Raw genomic sequence first — 15,576 nt, 5'->3', positions numbered from 1 at the left:
TGCTTATTCTGCGGCGCTCTTCAGGGCCTCGGTGTCAGGCGCATCGGCCGAACCCGGCGCGGTCTCAGCCTGCAGGTCCGGGAAGGCGACGATGCGTTTGCCGGTAAAGTCCGTGTGGACGACGATAAGCCCCTGCTCTTCGAAATAGCCAAGCAGCCGGCGCGCGCGCCGGGCCGAATGCGTGCCATAAGCGCGGGCAATGCGGGCATCGGACGGGCAGGCCTCGCCGCCGATCGCGGCCTTCGCCATCATCAGGAACACACCCTGAAGATCGTCGGTGACGCCATTGGAGAGCGAAAGCGCCGTCGCCCAGGCTTCCCCTGCGGCCATGTCGGGATCGACGCCGGAGCGGGAAACCGCCACGCGCCGCCGGAAATCCTGCAAGGACATCGGCGCTCCCGGAACACGGCGCATGCGCAGCCGCACCAGGAATTCCTGATAGAGGACTGCATCCGTGCGGAAACCGGAGCCCGGATCGTCGAGGATCTCGGAGAGCACGCCGGAAAGCCGCTCCTCGCGCTCTTCGGCCGACAGTTCCGGCTGGGCCACACGCGGCTCGGCGGCCTGCATGGGGCTGGCGGCCGGCGTCGAGCGCGAGAGCTCGGCCAGGATATCGGTGGTCGGGCGCGGCGCCGGTGGAGCACGCCGTACGATCGGCCGCTGGAACTCTTCCGGATCCGGCGTGAAGATCAGGTCTTCGACATCCTGTGGCGAATCCGGCAGCGGCATCAGCTTCGGGCTGGAAGAACGCGCCGATGTCTCGACATTGCCGATCTGGATCGGCAGCGGCCGACGCGACAGCGCCGGTCCAAGGGCGACGAAATGACCGCGCTTCAGATCTCGGAACATTTCCGCCTGACGGCGGTCCATGCCGAGCAGATCAGCGGCGCGCGCCATGTCGATATCGAGGAAGGTGCGGCCCATCAGGAAGTTCGAGGCTTCGGCCGCGACGTTTTTTGCAAGCTTGGCGAGACGCTGCGTGGCGATGACGCCGGCAAGCCCGCGTTTACGTCCACGGCACATCAGGTTGGTCATGGCGCCGAGCGACGCCTTGCGCGCATCTTCCGAGACATCGCCGCCGACCGAGGGCGCAAACATCTGCGCTTCGTCGACGACGACAAGAACTGGATACCAATATTCGCGATCGGCATCGAACATGCCGTTGAGGAAGGCCGCAGCCGCCCGCATCTGCTGCTCGATATCGAGCCCTTCCAGCGTCAGCACGCAGGAAACGCGGTGCTGGCGGATACGGTTGGCAATGCCGGCAAGCTCGGCTTCGGTGCGCTCGCCATCGACGACGACATGGCCGAACCGGTCGGACAGCGTGACGAAATCACCTTCGGGATCGATGATGACCTGCTGTACCCATTGGGCCGATTGCTCGAGGAGGCGGCGCAGCAGATGCGATTTGCCGGAGCCGGAATTGCCCTGCACGAGCAGACGCGTCGCCAGCAATTCCTCGATATCGAGCGTCGCCGGGTTGCCGGACGCCATTCCCATATCGATGCCAACCTGCACGCCCAATTCCCCTTACAAATTCCAGCCCCCGTCTCTAGCAGATTCGCAGGCGCTGTTGTCGTCAAACCTTTAAAAACCCACAGGGAAAGTCAGGCCTGGAAAGACGTCCTACACCGCCTCGCGCTCGACGAGATCGCCCGCCATGTCGTTTTGCGTCGGAATCAGCAAACGGGTGCAGAGCAGGCTGACAAAGAGTGGCACCAGCAGGACCGCGAGCCCGACCCGCAAGCCCAGGAGTTCGCCGAGAAAACCGATGATCGGCGGCCCGATGAGAAAACCGCTGAGCGCCGCGAAGGAGAGTATGGCAACGCTTGAAGCAGGTGGTCGGTCGGTCAGCGAAGCGACGGCCGTCACCGCAAGCGGAAATCCGACCGAGACACCGACACCGACGGCTGCAAAGCCAAGCAGGGCAAGCGGCGTCGCCGGCGCAAGGAGAACGACGAGCATGCCCGCAAGCGAGGCGATGCCGCAGCCGCGGGCAATCGCAACTGCGCCGAAACGGCCTTTCATGTAGTCACCGCTGAAGCGCCCCGCCGCAACCATGAAAGCGAAAACCGAATAACCGAGACCGGTTTGGGCACCTTCGGCATTCATGACATCGCGGAGATAGACCGCCGACCAGTCGGCGATCGCACCCTCGGTCATCGTCACGCCGAAGACGAAGGCGCAGATCCCCAGCAGGGCAAGGCTTGGCGGCTTGAAGCCGGTCTTTGTCTGCGAATTCTCCGCATGGTGACTTTCAGGCAATTTCGGCAGGCGCAGGCTGGCGACCAGCGCGATCGGCAGGACGATGATCGCCGTGATCAGGATCGACCAGTGCGGTGAAAGCCCGATGGCGATGGCGCCAACGCCGATCAGGCTGCCGGCCATGATGCCGAAGCTCCAGAAGCCATGGCAGCGGCTCATGATGATCAGCCCCGTCGCCTTCTCCGTCACATCCGCCTCGACATTCATGCCGAGTTCCACCGTGGAAAGCGCGACCCCGACGATCATCAGGGCAAGGAAAAGAAGCAAGGCGCTGGGCGCGAAGGCCGGCAGCGAAACCACCGCAAGAAAGAAGATGAACCCATAGATGATCGCCATGCGCCCGCCGATGCGCGAGACGATCCGGCCGGCAAACGGGAGCGTGATCAGCGTACCAATAGGCAATCCCAGAAGGGCTACCGCGAGATCGGCAGTGCCAAGTTCAAGCTTCGCCTGGATATCGGGAATGCGCGGTAACCAGGCGCCAAAGGCGATCGGTTGCAGAAAGAAGATCAGCATCACAAGTCTTTGCAGCGGCACGGCGCATCCCTTTGCATCTTGAGCGGCAAACACCTGCTCGCGATTCCCCGCGGGGATCTTGCGTGATGAGACAGGGGAAATAAAGCGCGCAGTGCCCTATCGCGTGCTCAGGCCGAAACCTTGCATCAGCCGCCGCGTGGCAAAATCCGGATTGCCCGAGGTGAAGACGGCAAAGTCGAAATTGTCAGGATGAACGGCGTCCGCAACATGCGGTACCAGCGTGCGAGCGCGCCGCGCAATGGCTTCCGCCGGATCCAACCAGTCCACCGGCCAAGGCGCCAGCCTGCGAAACATATTCGCCATGAAGGGATAATGCGTGCAGGCGAGCACGACGATGTCGGTCTTGCGCCCATCCTTCTCGACGAAACATTGGTCAATCTCGGTGAGCACTGCCTCGTCAGAAACGACGTCACCGCGGATATAGGCTTCAGCCATGCGCGCCAGGTTTTCCGAGCCGACCAGCCGCACATGGCATTGCTGCGCGAAGGACTGGATGAGGTCGCGTGTATAGGCGCGTCTGACCGTGCCGGGGGTCGCCAGCACCGAGACGAGCCCTGAGCGTGTGCGCTCGGCAGCAGGCTTTATCGCCGGCACAGTGCCGACGAATGTCATCTGCGGAAAGGCGGCGCGCAGGTCGGCGCCCACAAGCGTAAAAGCCGTATTGCAGGCAATGATGCAGACCTCGGGATCGTAATCTTCGAGCAGCTTGGCGAAGAGGCCGATAATCCGCTCCTTCAGCGCCTGCTCCTCCCATCCACCATAGGGAAACCCGGCATCGTCGGCGATATAGATGAAGCCGCGCTCCGGCATCAGCACGCGCGCCTCGCGCAGCACGGTGAGCCCCCCTATGCCTGAATCGAAGACGAGGACGGGTTTCAGCTCATTCGTCGGCGCTGTCATCGGTGGGCGCTTCCTTGCGGGATCTGGTGGAACCGCCCTTGCGCGGGCTATTGCGCGAGAAGCGGTCGAGAGAGGAGATGACGCCGCGCAGCACGCTGATTTCCTGCTCCGTGAAGGCCCGGCGGGAGAGAACTGCGCGCAGGTTGTCGACCATTTTCGGCTTTTTCGAGGGCGGATGGAAATAGTTGCGGGAATCGAGCGCCTCTTCCAGCTGGTCGAACAGGCCGAACAGCTGTTCCTTGGTGGAGGGTCGCTGTTCAAGCGCCTGGAACGGCACCGCCTCCAGATCCTCCATGCCGGATTTCATCCATTCATAGGACATGAGCAGCACCGCCTGGGCGATGTTGAGCGATGCAAAGGCCGGATTGACCGGAAAGGTGACGATCTCGTCGGCAAGCGCCACTTCCTCATTGGTCAGTCCCCAGCGCTCGCGGCCGAACAGGATACCCGTCGCCTCGCCTGCCCTGAAGCGGCTGCGCAGGTTTCCGGCGGCAAAGACCGGTGAGCGCACCGGCTTGTAATTGTCACGGCTGCGCGCCGTCGTCGCATAGACGAAGTTGAGATCGGCAATCGCCTCCTCGAGTGTCGCGAAGACCTTCGTGCCTTCGATGACGTGATCGGCCTTGGAGGCTGCGGCCTGCGCCTTCTCGTTCGGCCAGCCGTCACGCGGATTGACGAGGCGAAGATCGGCAAGGCCGAAATTCGCCATGGCGCGCGCCACCATGCCGATATTCTCGCCCATCTGCGGCTCGACCAGAATGATAACAGGCCCTTCGGCCAGAAGTTGACGCTCGCTGTTGGTGCCCGCCATGGTGCTTATTTGTGCTTCCTATTCCTGATTTACGGGCGCAATAGCTTTGCCGGCCGCAAACGGCAAGTCCTGCGTCTCTGTCGGATAGAGCCGTTCGATGGTCGAGCCGATCATTTCGACGGCGAGCCGCGCCCCTTCCTGCCACAGTGGCAGGTGACGGCTGACGTGCCGCATCTGCTTGCGGGTGACGAGGAAACACTCCGAGCCGCGCGGCGTAAATCTGTCCAGAAGGCCAATATCTGCGGTGATCCGTCCCTTGAGATCCTCGTCGACGGCATCGGCGGCGTTATTGCGGGCCAGAATGCGCGACCAATAGGTAACCGAGAGGAAAATCGCCAGCGTCTGGCGAATTTGTCCCGGCCTGGTGACAATGGACCAGGTCGAGCCGAGCGGGCGCGCCGAAAGCGTGATGTCGCGATAGCAGGCATCGACCTTCTGCGAGATGACGATGAGCTCCGGCTGGCTCTTCTTTTCCGATACGGCCAGGAGCAGCTCCTTCAGGGCGTTGAACCACTTGGCGACCGCCGTATCGAGTGTCCCGCGCGTGCGTGCCGGCAGGACGAGGAAGGCGACGAGCGTTCCCGCCACCGCGCCGATCAGCGTCTCCTCCAGTCGCAACTTGAGGAGATCGAAGGTGAGGACACCCATCATGCCATAGACCAGGCAGAGAACGATCGAGATGAAGAAGGTCATCGTCGCATAGGAAATCTGGAGGAAATAGAAGGCAAGGAAGACGCAGACGATTGAAACCGCGATGGCAATGGCCAGCTGGTGCGTCAGCAATGTCGCCAGCACCAGGCCGAAAGCGATGCCGAACAGCGTACCGATTGAGCGCTGCAGCGCCTTGATAGCAGTATCGCCGCGCGAATTGGTATTGCTGAAAACGAGGAAGGACGCCAGCACCGCCCAGAACCAGCGTTCGCGTGAGAGCGCCAGCCCAAGCGTCATGGCGATTGCCGCCGCGAGCGTGATCTGCAGGGCCGAGCGCATCAGCGGATTCTTCAGCGAAAAATCGATCGGCGTTGATGGGCTGGCCTCCTCAATCGAGGCAATCTCGGCAAAGTCGGACCTGCGCCCGGCATCGATCGTCTCCGCAAGCTGCCGGCGTGCGGCACCCAACCATAGCAACGCCCGTGCCGTCTCGCCCTGCGGCTGGCCTTCCATGTCGGCGACCGCCTTCTCCTGAGCCGAGAGCACTGCCTTGTCATCCTCGATCACCGCATGGACGAGCACAAAGGATGGCGGGCTTTGATAGCTCAGCACGATGGCGCTTTCGGTCGCCAGATGCGCATCGAATAGCCGGATCGCCAGTTCAGCGGCCGGTGCCGAAGCGCCATCGAAAACGCCGCCCGGCGGGCGCGGAATGAAGCTCTCGGCCATCAGCACGACTTCCTTCAGCCGGTCCTCCAGCTGGCGCAGTTCCTGCCGATCGGCCTCATCGACCTTTCCATCCGCAGCAAGGGCAGCGAGCTTGAAGAGGATCTGGTTGATGCGGCCCCGCACGCTCTCGAGCGATCGCAGCAGGTCGCGCCGCCAGTTGTCGGGCAGAAGCACCGCCCTCACCCAATGGCTGACGAGCGCCGAGACAACAGGGCCGACCAGGACGACGGGCAATTCAGCGATCGTCGGGTGGAAGTAGGAGCCCATGAAATAGGAAGTGAAGGCAAACATCCCGATCGCAAAGCCGCGGGGGCCGTAGACGCGCGCGGATGATGCGAGGAAGATCACCACGAGGAAGATGAAGTCCGAGAGAACGCGCTGCGACTCCAGCGCCGCCGCGATACCGACGACGACAAGGCTTGCAAGGCAGCCGAGCAGCCTGGTGATGAGCTGGCTCGCCGAGCCCTTGTCGCGTACCGCAACTCCGCCTTCGATCGACAGCACGATGCCGAGACCATAGGACGCGATCGGCAACGGCACGATGAGCATGTGTATCGAAAGCAGGATCGCGAAGGAGAGCAGGATCGACAGAGTGACGCGTGACCCCATACGCAGGCGCGACAGCGCCGGGTCATTGGCAAGCAGCCAGTCTCGGAACTCAAAGCCGGAAATCACCCTTGCCAGTCCTCATGCGCGCGGGATGTGGCGAACCCGAGAGCGAGATACCGCCGCCTCGGCAAAAATCAAATCACAGCAAAATGATGATGCCAAGAGTCATTAGCCGTCGCGTTCTCCGGAGTCGCCAGCCGGTAACCTCTTTGGCAGTCATTCGCCATTAGCGATCTGCACCATGGCCTCCTTGAGCGAGATCGGTCCCTGCCCCTCTTCGCCCTGGATCATGATGTCGTCGATGACGGCCTTGCCGCTCTCCTCGATTACCTCGAAACGCACGGTCGTGAAGGCATCCTTGTTGGGTGCGCCTTCCATGCAGGTCGCCGCCTTGAATTTCACCGTCACTTCGGTCGTGCCGTTTGCCGGCTGGCCGCTTTCGATGGAGAGATCCTGCAGCGGACAGGCATCCTGACCGTTGACGATGACGTCATAGTCGAAGGGCGAAATGCCGTCCTCGTCGGCCGCAGGATTTTGGGCTGCCGCCTTGTATTTGTCGCCGAAATCCTTGCTGTAGAGCCGGCCGAGCATTCCTTCGTCGAAAATATCGATCCAGTCGCTGTTCTCGCCCGCCCAGTTTTTCTTCGTATCATCAATGATCTCCCTGACCGGCGCAGTCGCATCGGCCGCAAGTGAAAGGCCGGGTGCAAAAGACAGGGCGGCAACGAGGCCGGCGAACAGAACGGCGATCTTCTTCATGGCAAAATGTCCGGGACTCGGGGGCTTCTGCCGGCGAGACTAGCCATTTTCCAGCACTTGGCAATGGCGGCAAAAACGCTACGTCCCTGCCCGTTCTGCTTTGCGTTCCCGGCTCACAATGCTATAGCGCTCCGGACCCACATCACCCACCCGGGACAGCTGTCCCTTCCTAAGCTTACGAGGCAGATACATGAAGAAGATCAAGGTCGCCAATCCCGTCGCCGATCTCGACGGCGATGAAATGACTCGCATCATTTGGCAGCTCATCAAGGACAAGCTGATCCATCCGTATCTCGACCTCGACATCGACTATTTCGACCTCTCGGTTGAAAACCGCGACGCCACCAACGACCAGGTCACGGTCGATGCCGCCAACGCCATCAAGAAGTACGGCGTCGGCATCAAGTGCGCGACCATCACGCCGGACGAAGCCCGCGTGAAGGAATTCAACCTCAAGGAAATGTGGAAGAGCCCGAACGGCACGATCCGCAACATCCTCGGCGGCGTCATTTTCCGCGAGCCGATCATCTGCCGCAATGTTCCCCGCCTCGTTCCGGGCTGGACGCAGCCGATCGTCGTCGGCCGTCACGCTTTCGGTGACCAGTACCGCGCCACCGACTTCAAGTTCCCCGGCAAGGGCAAGCTGACCATCAAGTTCGTCGGCGAAGACGGCACGGTCATCGAGAAGGAAGTCTTCAACGCGCCGGGCGCCGGCGTTGCCATGGCCATGTACAACCTCGACGAGTCGATCCGCGAATTCGCCCGCGCCTCGATGATGTACGGCCTGATGCGCAAGTGGCCGGTCTACCTGTCGACCAAGAACACCATCCTCAAGGCCTATGACGGCCGCTTCAAGGACATCTTCGAAGAAGTCTTCGAGACCGAATTCAAGGATCAGTTCAAGGAAGCCGGCATCACCTACGAACACCGCCTGATCGACGACATGGTCGCTTCCGCTCTGAAGTGGTCCGGCGGCTATGTCTGGGCCTGCAAGAACTACGACGGCGACGTCCAGTCCGACACCGTTGCCCAGGGCTTCGGTTCGCTCGGCCTGATGACCTCGGTTCTGCTGACGCCTGATGGCAAGACGGTTGAAGCCGAAGCCGCTCACGGCACGGTCACCCGCCACTACCGTCAGCACCAGAAGGGCCAGGAAACCTCGACGAACTCGATCGCTTCGATCTTCGCCTGGACCCGTGGCCTCGCGCACCGCGCCAAGCTGGACGACAATGCCGAACTCGCAAAGTTCGCCTCGACGCTGGAAAAGGTCTGCGTCGATACCGTCGAAGCCGGCTTCATGACCAAGGACCTGGCGCTGCTCATCGGCCCGGATCAGCCGTGGCTCTCCACGACGGCTTTCCTCGATAAGATCGACCAGAACCTGCAGGCCGCAATGGCCTGAGCCCTGTCAGCATAGAGATCGAAAACCCGGCCATTGTGCCGGGTTTTTTGTTGCTGCCACTGTGCTAACTGATGCTAAATTAGCAACACCTTTGAAAAGTAAGCCTCGCGTAAGTTGCAAAGCCTATTCAGAAACTCGCCTAGGCATGGAGGTTCTGATGGCCAAGAAGAGTTTTGTCCCCGAATTCCTGCAGCTTGTCAGGCTTCTCGCGCGCCGCGAGGGCCAGGATATGATTGTCTTTTACCTTGATCTTGCTTTGCTCGAGACCCAGACACTGCACTACAATCAGCGCTGGCGATCCCTTCCCGGCCGGACCGCCGGCCCTGACGCAGCGCCGGCGACAGAGGTCATTTCCCGCGCGGCAGTGAAGGCGCCGCCTTCTCCAAGGGTTGAAATCTCCGGCGCCAGCGCTACGAAAGAAGCTTGGGAGAGAGGAAAGCAGGATGACCGAGGAAATCACCTTCTACACCAATCCGATGTCGCGCGGCCGGATAGCGCGGTGGATGCTGGAAGAAACCGGCATACCATATCATACCGAAGTCCTGACCTTCGGCGGGACGATGAAGGAACCGGACTATCTGTCCGTCAACCCGATGGGCAAGGTGCCGGCGATCCGTCATGGGAAGACGATCGTGACGGAATGCGCGGCGATCTGTGCGTATCTTGCGGACACGTTTCCGCAGGCAGGGTTGGGCCCGCACGCGGATGAGCGAGCCGATTACTACCGCTGGATGTTCTTCGCCGCCGGGCCATTGGAAGCGTCCGTCACCTTGAAGGCGCTCGGCTTCGAAATTCCGCAGGAGCGGCTGCGCATGGCAGGTTGCGGTTCGTTCGGTGATGTCATGGGCACGCTGGAAAAGGCGGTTTCGGCCGCCTCCCCCTATATTGCCGGCAAGCGCTTTACCGCTGCCGATGTTTATGTCGGTTCGCATATCGGCTGGGGTCTTGCCTTCGGCAGCATCGAAAAGCGCCAGGCCTTCGTCGATTATTTCGGCCGGCTTTCCGAACGCGATGCCTATAAGCGGGCAACGGCGCTGGATGAAGAAGCGGCAAAGGCGATGCAGGCGGCCTGAAGCAATTCCAGCAAAAGTGCGTAGCGTTTTGCGTCCGGAATGCGTACAGAAAAGAGCCGTTTACGCCAGCGGCATGTAGATATCCGTCCGCAATTCGGTCGGCGCGACTTCGCGCGGATTGTTGAGATATTCCTCGAACATCACTCGATCCCGGATCTGCCGGCCGGACGCGGGCAGCCACTGGGCGTAGAGCCACTGATAGGCCTTGTACATATCGGCGTAGGGGCCCTTGTGGTGCAGCACGGCATAATCGCCGCCTTCCACCATGCGTCGCTCCAGTGGCGCATTGGTGGTCGTCTCCTCTCCTGCTGCGACACAGGCGACAGAGCGCAGCTTCTCGGGCTGCACGAGATCGGGATCGTCGAGATAGACGCCGATCATGCGCATCTCCGGCTTTGCGAGCCCACGGGCATAGAGCGTGCCGAACAGCGTCTCGAAGGCCTTGCCGATCTCCATATAGGAGCCGGTATGGGGAACGCCGATGAGCTCGAGCTGCGGGATGGTTTTCAGGGTGACATCAAACATGGCTTGCGCCTTTCCGGTGCGTGAGGGTTGGAACTGCGTGTGGCTTCCCTCTTTCCGGTAGCGTGCCGGCGGCATTCCATAGACCGATTTGAAGATGCGGTTGAAGGACTGGAGATTGGGATAGCCTGATCGCTTCGCAATCTCGCTGACATCAAGATCCGTGCGGACGATATCGCCCGCCGCGCGATGCAGCCGCAGCCGCTTGACGGTTGCCGCCAGCGTCTCGCCGTAAATCGCCCTGTAGATCCGGTGCCAGTGATAGCTCGACAGGCACGCGATTTCGGCCAGCCGCTCCATATCCAGATCCTCGTCCAGATGATCGTGGATATAGGCCGAGACCCGTCTCAGACGGTTCTCGTAGAGCGCCCATGCCGTTTCACCCACCATGTCAAACCCTTTGCAAATCGATCGGCTCACCAAAGCATAGCCCGATTTGACAAATCCTGCTGACTTGAACCCTAGAGCCCGTGCGTCCATTCGGACGCACAAAGGACGCTCTAACTCTTTGAATCTACGCACCAGGCTTTTCCGAAAATCGATTCAGATTTTCGGAAAAGCCTGGTGCTGGGAGCGAATCCTGCGTAGACCGGAATTCCGGCTCGAACCCAAGAGGAAGACTGATGCCGGACTTTTCTACATTGATACTCTTTGCCGCCGCAGCGTTGGTGCTCACCGCAACGCCCGGTCCCGATATGCTGCTGATTGCCTCGCGCAGTATCAGCCAGGGACGCACAGCCGGATTTCTGACCTATGCGGGTATTGCTCTCGGCACCTATTGCCACGCGCTTGCCGCAGCTTTCGGGCTCTCGCAGCTCCTCGTGGCCGTGCCCGTTGCCTATGAGGCCGTGCGTTGGGCCGGTTGCCTCTATCTGCTTTATCTCGCCTACAAGACGGTCCGTTCCGAAAGCACCACCTTTGCGCCGGCCTCGACGCTGAGGCGGCTGTCGGGACGGCGCATCTTCTTTGCCGGTCTTGCGACCAATCTGCTCAATCCGAAAATGGCGCTCTTCGTCATCGCGCTCTTTCCGCAATTCGTGACTGCCGAGGGCGGCTCGATGGGTGTGCAGATGCTGGTGCTCGCCAGCGTGCTGAACGGCATCGGCCTTGTCGTCAACGGCGCAGTCATCCTGCTCGGCAGTCAGATCCGCATACGTCTCGGCTCGGTGCGCCGCTTCCCGAAGCTGCCGCAATATATCCTGGCTGGCGTATTCACCGGCCTCGCCTGCCGCCTCGCATTGCAGACGAGAAACTGACCGCAGGGCGCCGAAAACAAAACCGGCTGCGAAATCGATGATCTCGCAGCCGGTTTGATTTTGACCTGTCGTCAGGCGAATGCTCAGCCTGCGAGTGCGGCCGCAACGGCCTCAAGCGCCTCGTCAGCCTTGGCACCATCTGGGCCGCCGGCCTGCGCCATGTCGGGACGGCCGCCGCCGCCCTTGCCGCCGAGAGCAGCGGAAGCGACGCGCACCAGATCGACAGCGCTGAAACGGCTGACGAGATCGGGCGTCACGGCCACGACGGCACTGGCCTTGCCATCGTCGGAAACGCCGATCAGCGTCACGACGCCGGAGCCGATGCTCGTCTTGCCGTCATCGGCAAGACCCTTGAGGTCCTTCGGATCGACGCCGGTCACCGCCTTTCCGAGGAACTTGATGCCCGCGACCTCGCGCACGTCATCGGCAGACCCGCCCTGCCCGCCGCCCATGGCGAGCTTGCGCTTGGCATCCGCCAGTTCCTTTTCGAGCTTGCGGCGCTCATCCATCAGCGCTTCGACGCGCGACAGCACTTCTGACGGCTGCACCTTCAGTGAGGCAGCGAGCGTCTTCACCCGATCGTCCTGTTCGGCGAGATATTCGCGGGCCGATTCGCCGGTGACCGCTTCGATACGGCGAACGCCCGCGCCGACGGCGCTTTCGCCGAGGATGCGCACGAGACCGATCTGGCCGGTTGCCGACACATGCGTGCCGCCACAGAGCTCGACCGAATAGGGCCTGTTGGCTTTGGCGCCGTGCAGACCCGTACCCATCGACACGACACGCACTTCATCGCCATATTTTTCGCCGAAGAGCGCCATGGCGCCTTCTGCAATGGCATCGTCAACGCTCATCAGGCGGGTCGTGACCGGAGCATTCTGCAGCACGATCTGATTGGCCATCTCTTCGACGACCTTGAGTTCGTCAGCCGTCATCGGCTTCGGATGCGAAACGTCGAAGCGCAGGCGCTCGGGCGCGACCAGCGAACCCTTCTGGGCAACGTGGGTGCCGAGCACTTCGCGCAGCGCCTCATGCAGGAGATGGGTTGCCGAGTGGTTGGCGCGCAGGCGCGAGCGGCGGGCGTGATCGACCGTCAGCGCGACAGGCTCGCTGGCCTTGACCACGCCTTCGATCACGGTGCCCAGATGCACGAACAGGCCCTCGCCCTTCTTCTGCGTATCCGAAATCTCGATCTTGCCGTGGTCGGAAGAGATCACGCCGGTATCGCCCATCTGACCGCCGGACTCGCCGTAGAAGGGGGTCTGGTTGACGACGATCTGCACCTTGTCGCCGGCCTTGGCTTCGGCCGCGACGGCACCGTCCTTGACGATCGCCTGCACCACACCTTCGGCCGTCTCGGTGTCGTAGCCGAGGAATTCGGTCGCGCCGTGCTTTTCCTTGAGTTCGAACCAGACGGTTTCGGTCGCCTTCTCGCCGGAACCTGCCCAGTGCGAGCGTGCCTCGGCCTTCTGGCGCTCCATCGCATCGGTGAAGCCCGAGATGTCGACGCCGATTTCGCGGGCGCGCAGCGCGTCCTGCGTCAGGTCGAGCGGGAAGCCATAGGTGTCGTAGAGCTTGAAGGCGGTCTCACCGTCCAGCATATCGCCCTTGGAGAGATCGGCGGTTGCGTCCGACAGGAGCGACAGGCCGCGCTCCAGCGTCTTGCGGAAACGGTTTTCTTCAAGCTTCAGTGTCTCGGAGATCAGCGCCTCGGCGCGCACAAGTTCCGGATAGGCGCGGCCCATCTCCTGCACCAGCGTCGGCAGCAACCGATACATCAGCGGCTCCTTGGCGCCGAGAAGCTGGGCATGGCGCATGGCGCGGCGCATGATACGGCGCAGCACATAGCCGCGGCCTTCATTCGACGGCAGCACGCCGTCGGCGATCAGGAAGGCGGACGAACGCAGGTGGTCGGCAATGACGCGGTGGCTGGCGCTGCCCTCGGCCTTGACGCCGACGGCGTCTTCGATCGTGCCGGTCAGCGTGCGGAACAGGTCTGTGTCGAAGACGCTCTGGACGCCCTGCAGAACGGCGGCCATACGCTCCAGGCCCATGCCGGTATCGATCGACGGGCGCGGCAGCGGGTTGCGAACGCCGGGCTCGGTCTGTTCGAACTGCATGAAGACGAGGTTCCAGAATTCCAGGAACCGGTCGCCATCTTCTTCCGGCGAACCGGGAGGGCCGCCCCAGACATTCTCGCCCTGGTCGATGAAGATTTCCGAGCACGGACCGCAGGGGCCGGTATCGCCCATCTGCCAGAAATTGTCAGAGGTCGGGATGCGGATGATCTTGTCGTCGGAGAAACCGGCGATCTTCTTCCAGAGCGTCGCAGCTTCCTCGTCCTCGGAATAGACGGTGACCAGCAGCCGGTTCTTCGGTAGGTCGAAGCCCTCGGTGACCAGCTTCCACGCAAGCTCGATCGCATTCTCCTTGAAATAATCGCCGAAGGAGAAGTTGCCGAGCATTTCGAAGAAGGTCAGGTGGCGTGCAGTATAGCCGACATTGTCGAGGTCGTTATGCTTGCCGCCGGCGCGCACGCATTTCTGCGAGGTCGTCGCCGTCGAATAGGGACGCTTTTCGAGGCCGGTGAAGACATTCTTGAACTGCACCATGCCGGCATTGGTGAACATCAGCGTCGGGTCATTGCGCGGCACGAGCGGGCTCGATGGAACGATCTCGTGGCCGTTCTTCTTGAAGTAGTCGAGGAAGGTCGACCGGATATCGTTTACACCGCTCATTTCATGCCCTTCGATGCTGCCAGCAGGCAGGTAAAATTAAATCCATCGGCTTTTATCGTCCGACCTTGCCACTGTCCAGCAACAAACAAAACCGGCCGCATTCTCGTGAGGGAATGCGGCCGGTTCGAATTCGTTATGTGCTAGGCTGGATTACATGTCGCCATCGCCAGCATCATCGCCGGCATCCGGGCCGCCATTCTGCAGGAAGCGGTCGGCGATCAGGCCGGCATTCTGGCGCAGCGCCGTTTCGATCTCGCGGGCGAGATCCGGATTGTCGCGCAGGAAGATCTTGGCGTTTTCGCGGCCCTGGCCGAGACGCTGGCTGTTATAGGAGAACCAGGCGCCGGACTTCTCGACGATGCCGGCCTTGACGCCGAGGTCGATCAGTTCGCCGGTCTTGGAAACGCCCTCGCCATACATGATGTCGAATTCGACCTGCTTGAAGGGAGGCGCCATCTTGTTCTTGACGACCTTGACGCGCGTCTGGTTGCCGATGACCTCTTCGCGTTCCTTGACCTGGCCGATACGGCGGATGTCGAGGCGGACGGAGGCATAGAACTTCAGCGCGTTGCCGCCTGTCGTCGTTTCCGGCGAACCGAACATGACGCCGATCTTCATGCGGATCTGGTTGATGAAGATCACCATCGTATTCGACTTGGAGATCGAAGCTGTCAGCTTGCGCAGCGCCTGGCTCATCAGGCGGGCCTGCATGCCCGGCAGGTTGTCGCCCATTTCGCCTTCGATTTCGGCGCGCGGCGTCAGCGCTGCCACGGAGTCGACGACGAGAACGTCGATCGCGCCGGAGCGCACCAGCGTATCGGTGATTTCGAGCGCCTGTTCGCCGGTGTCGGGCTGCGAGATCAGCAGGTTCTGCAGGTCGACACCGAGCTTGCGGGCATAGACCGGATCGAGTGCATGTTCGGCATCGACGAAGGCGCAGATGCCGCCCTTCTTCTGCGCTTCGGCAATCGTCTGCAGCGCGAGCGTCGTCTTGCCAGAGCTTTCCGGACCGTAGATCTCGATGATACGACCCTTCGGCAGACCGCCGATGCCGAGGGCGATATCGAGGCTGAGCGAACCTGTGGAAACCGTTTCGATCTCGACGATGTTCTCGTTCGAGCCGAGTTTCATGATCGAGCCCTTGCCGAACGACCGCTCGATCTGTGAGAGTGCCGCTTCGAGCGCCTTGCTTTTGTCCACCGATTTGTCCTCTACGAGCCGCAATGAATTCTGAGACATTCGATCCACCTTTAGGTTATTGACGCTGCTCTAGCAATGTCGCCGCTGATGCGAAGTTTGTACCTGATTTGTTCTTATTTCGCAA

Annotated in this window: 12 protein-coding genes; 3 read left to right on the top strand and 9 right to left on the bottom strand. The window is 61.5% G+C overall.

Annotated features, from left to right (window positions below; all coding sequences use genetic code 11):
• Positions 1 to 3: 3 nt before the first annotated feature.
• From FHX06_RS08500 to FHX06_RS08475, 6 genes are all read right to left on the bottom strand, one after another.
• Positions 4 to 1,518 carry an ATP-binding protein gene (locus FHX06_RS08500; protein ID WP_113213250.1) on the bottom strand — a complete coding sequence of 505 codons (1,515 nt, stop codon included), beginning with the start codon at positions 1,516 to 1,518 and terminating at the stop codon, positions 4 to 6.
• 108 nt (positions 1,519 to 1,626) lie between these two features.
• Positions 1,627 to 2,802 carry an MFS transporter gene (locus FHX06_RS08495; protein WP_113148260.1) on the bottom strand — a complete coding sequence of 392 codons (1,176 nt, stop codon included), beginning with the start codon at positions 2,800 to 2,802 and terminating at the stop codon, positions 1,627 to 1,629.
• Positions 2,803 to 2,898: 96 nt separating this feature from the next.
• Entirely contained in the window at positions 2,899 to 3,702 is an 804-nt protein-coding gene (murI, locus tag FHX06_RS08490; protein WP_112968207.1) for a glutamate racemase, read from the bottom strand.
• Positions 3,683 to 4,513 carry an RNA methyltransferase gene (locus tag FHX06_RS08485; protein ID WP_112547759.1) on the bottom strand — a complete coding sequence of 277 codons (831 nt, stop codon included), beginning with the start codon at positions 4,511 to 4,513 and terminating at the stop codon, positions 3,683 to 3,685. Before FHX06_RS08485 ends, murI begins: the two co-directional genes overlap by 20 nt.
• Positions 4,514 to 4,531: 18 nt before the next feature.
• Positions 4,532 to 6,568 carry an FUSC family protein gene (locus tag FHX06_RS08480; RefSeq protein WP_113213186.1) on the bottom strand — a complete coding sequence of 679 codons (2,037 nt, stop codon included), beginning with the start codon at positions 6,566 to 6,568 and terminating at the stop codon, positions 4,532 to 4,534.
• 150 nt (positions 6,569 to 6,718) lie between these two features.
• Complete coding sequence (locus FHX06_RS08475) at positions 6,719 to 7,261, bottom strand: hypothetical protein (RefSeq protein ID WP_183878923.1); 543 nt, start codon at positions 7,259 to 7,261, stop codon at positions 6,719 to 6,721.
• A 190-nt stretch (positions 7,262 to 7,451) separates the two neighbouring features.
• Here FHX06_RS08475 and FHX06_RS08470 point away from each other — a divergent pair, with 190 nt between their 5' ends.
• Positions 7,452 to 8,663 (top strand): NADP-dependent isocitrate dehydrogenase, encoded by a 1,212-nt coding sequence (locus tag FHX06_RS08470; RefSeq protein ID WP_037102662.1) that lies wholly within the window; start codon positions 7,452 to 7,454, stop codon positions 8,661 to 8,663.
• A gap of 443 nt (positions 8,664 to 9,106) precedes the next feature.
• Positions 9,107 to 9,736 carry a glutathione S-transferase family protein gene (locus tag FHX06_RS08465; RefSeq protein ID WP_183878921.1) on the top strand — a complete coding sequence of 210 codons (630 nt, stop codon included), beginning with the start codon at positions 9,107 to 9,109 and terminating at the stop codon, positions 9,734 to 9,736.
• 60 nt (positions 9,737 to 9,796) lie between these two features.
• On the opposite strand, the gene FHX06_RS08460 is transcribed toward FHX06_RS08465, so the two are convergent.
• Positions 9,797 to 10,648 (bottom strand): GyrI-like domain-containing protein, encoded by an 852-nt coding sequence (locus FHX06_RS08460; RefSeq protein ID WP_113213183.1) that lies wholly within the window; start codon positions 10,646 to 10,648, stop codon positions 9,797 to 9,799.
• Between the two features lie 233 nt (positions 10,649 to 10,881).
• On the opposite strand from FHX06_RS08460, the gene FHX06_RS08455 reads away from it, so the two are divergent.
• The gene (locus FHX06_RS08455; RefSeq protein ID WP_183878919.1) at positions 10,882 to 11,514 is read left to right on the top strand and encodes a LysE family translocator; all 633 of its coding nucleotides are present in this window, start codon (positions 10,882 to 10,884) and stop codon (positions 11,512 to 11,514) included.
• Between the two features lie 83 nt (positions 11,515 to 11,597).
• Here FHX06_RS08455 and alaS read toward each other — a convergent pair whose 3' ends face one another.
• Positions 11,598 to 14,252, bottom strand: a complete 2,655-nt coding sequence (gene alaS / locus FHX06_RS08450) for an alanine--tRNA ligase (RefSeq protein WP_113213181.1) — start codon at positions 14,250 to 14,252, stop codon at positions 11,598 to 11,600.
• A gap of 150 nt (positions 14,253 to 14,402) precedes the next feature.
• Positions 14,403 to 15,491, bottom strand: coding sequence for a recombinase RecA (gene recA, locus FHX06_RS08445; RefSeq protein ID WP_112547765.1), 1,089 nt, complete (start codon positions 15,489 to 15,491; stop codon positions 14,403 to 14,405).
• Between the last annotated feature and the right edge of the window lie 85 nt (positions 15,492 to 15,576).

The sequence above is a fragment of the Rhizobium sp. BK512 genome (genome assembly GCF_014194915.1).
Taxonomy (GTDB): domain Bacteria; phylum Pseudomonadota; class Alphaproteobacteria; order Rhizobiales; family Rhizobiaceae; genus Rhizobium.
Note: the sequence above shows the minus strand (reverse complement) of the source record. Positions and strands in the feature narration are given on the sequence as shown.

What these genes read in the sequence shown, in the direction of transcription:
- murI (WP_112968207.1), bottom strand. Translation starts at nt 3,702, where the DNA reads ATGACAGCGCCGACGAATGAGCTGAAACCCGTCCTCGTCTTCGATTCA.
- FHX06_RS08485 (WP_112547759.1), bottom strand. Translation starts at nt 4,513, where the DNA reads ATGGCGGGCACCAACAGCGAGCGTCAACTTCTGGCCGAAGGGCCTGTT.
- FHX06_RS08475 (WP_183878923.1), bottom strand. Translation starts at nt 7,261, where the DNA reads ATGAAGAAGATCGCCGTTCTGTTCGCCGGCCTCGTTGCCGCCCTGTCT.
- FHX06_RS08470 (WP_037102662.1), top strand. Translation starts at nt 7,452, where the DNA reads ATGAAGAAGATCAAGGTCGCCAATCCCGTCGCCGATCTCGACGGCGAT.
- FHX06_RS08465 (WP_183878921.1), top strand. Translation starts at nt 9,107, where the DNA reads ATGACCGAGGAAATCACCTTCTACACCAATCCGATGTCGCGCGGCCGG.
- FHX06_RS08460 (WP_113213183.1), bottom strand. Translation starts at nt 10,648, where the DNA reads ATGGTGGGTGAAACGGCATGGGCGCTCTACGAGAACCGTCTGAGACGG.
- FHX06_RS08455 (WP_183878919.1), top strand. Translation starts at nt 10,882, where the DNA reads ATGCCGGACTTTTCTACATTGATACTCTTTGCCGCCGCAGCGTTGGTG.
- alaS (WP_113213181.1), bottom strand. Translation starts at nt 14,252, where the DNA reads ATGAGCGGTGTAAACGATATCCGGTCGACCTTCCTCGACTACTTCAAG.
- recA (WP_112547765.1), bottom strand. Translation starts at nt 15,491, where the DNA reads ATGTCTCAGAATTCATTGCGGCTCGTAGAGGACAAATCGGTGGACAAA.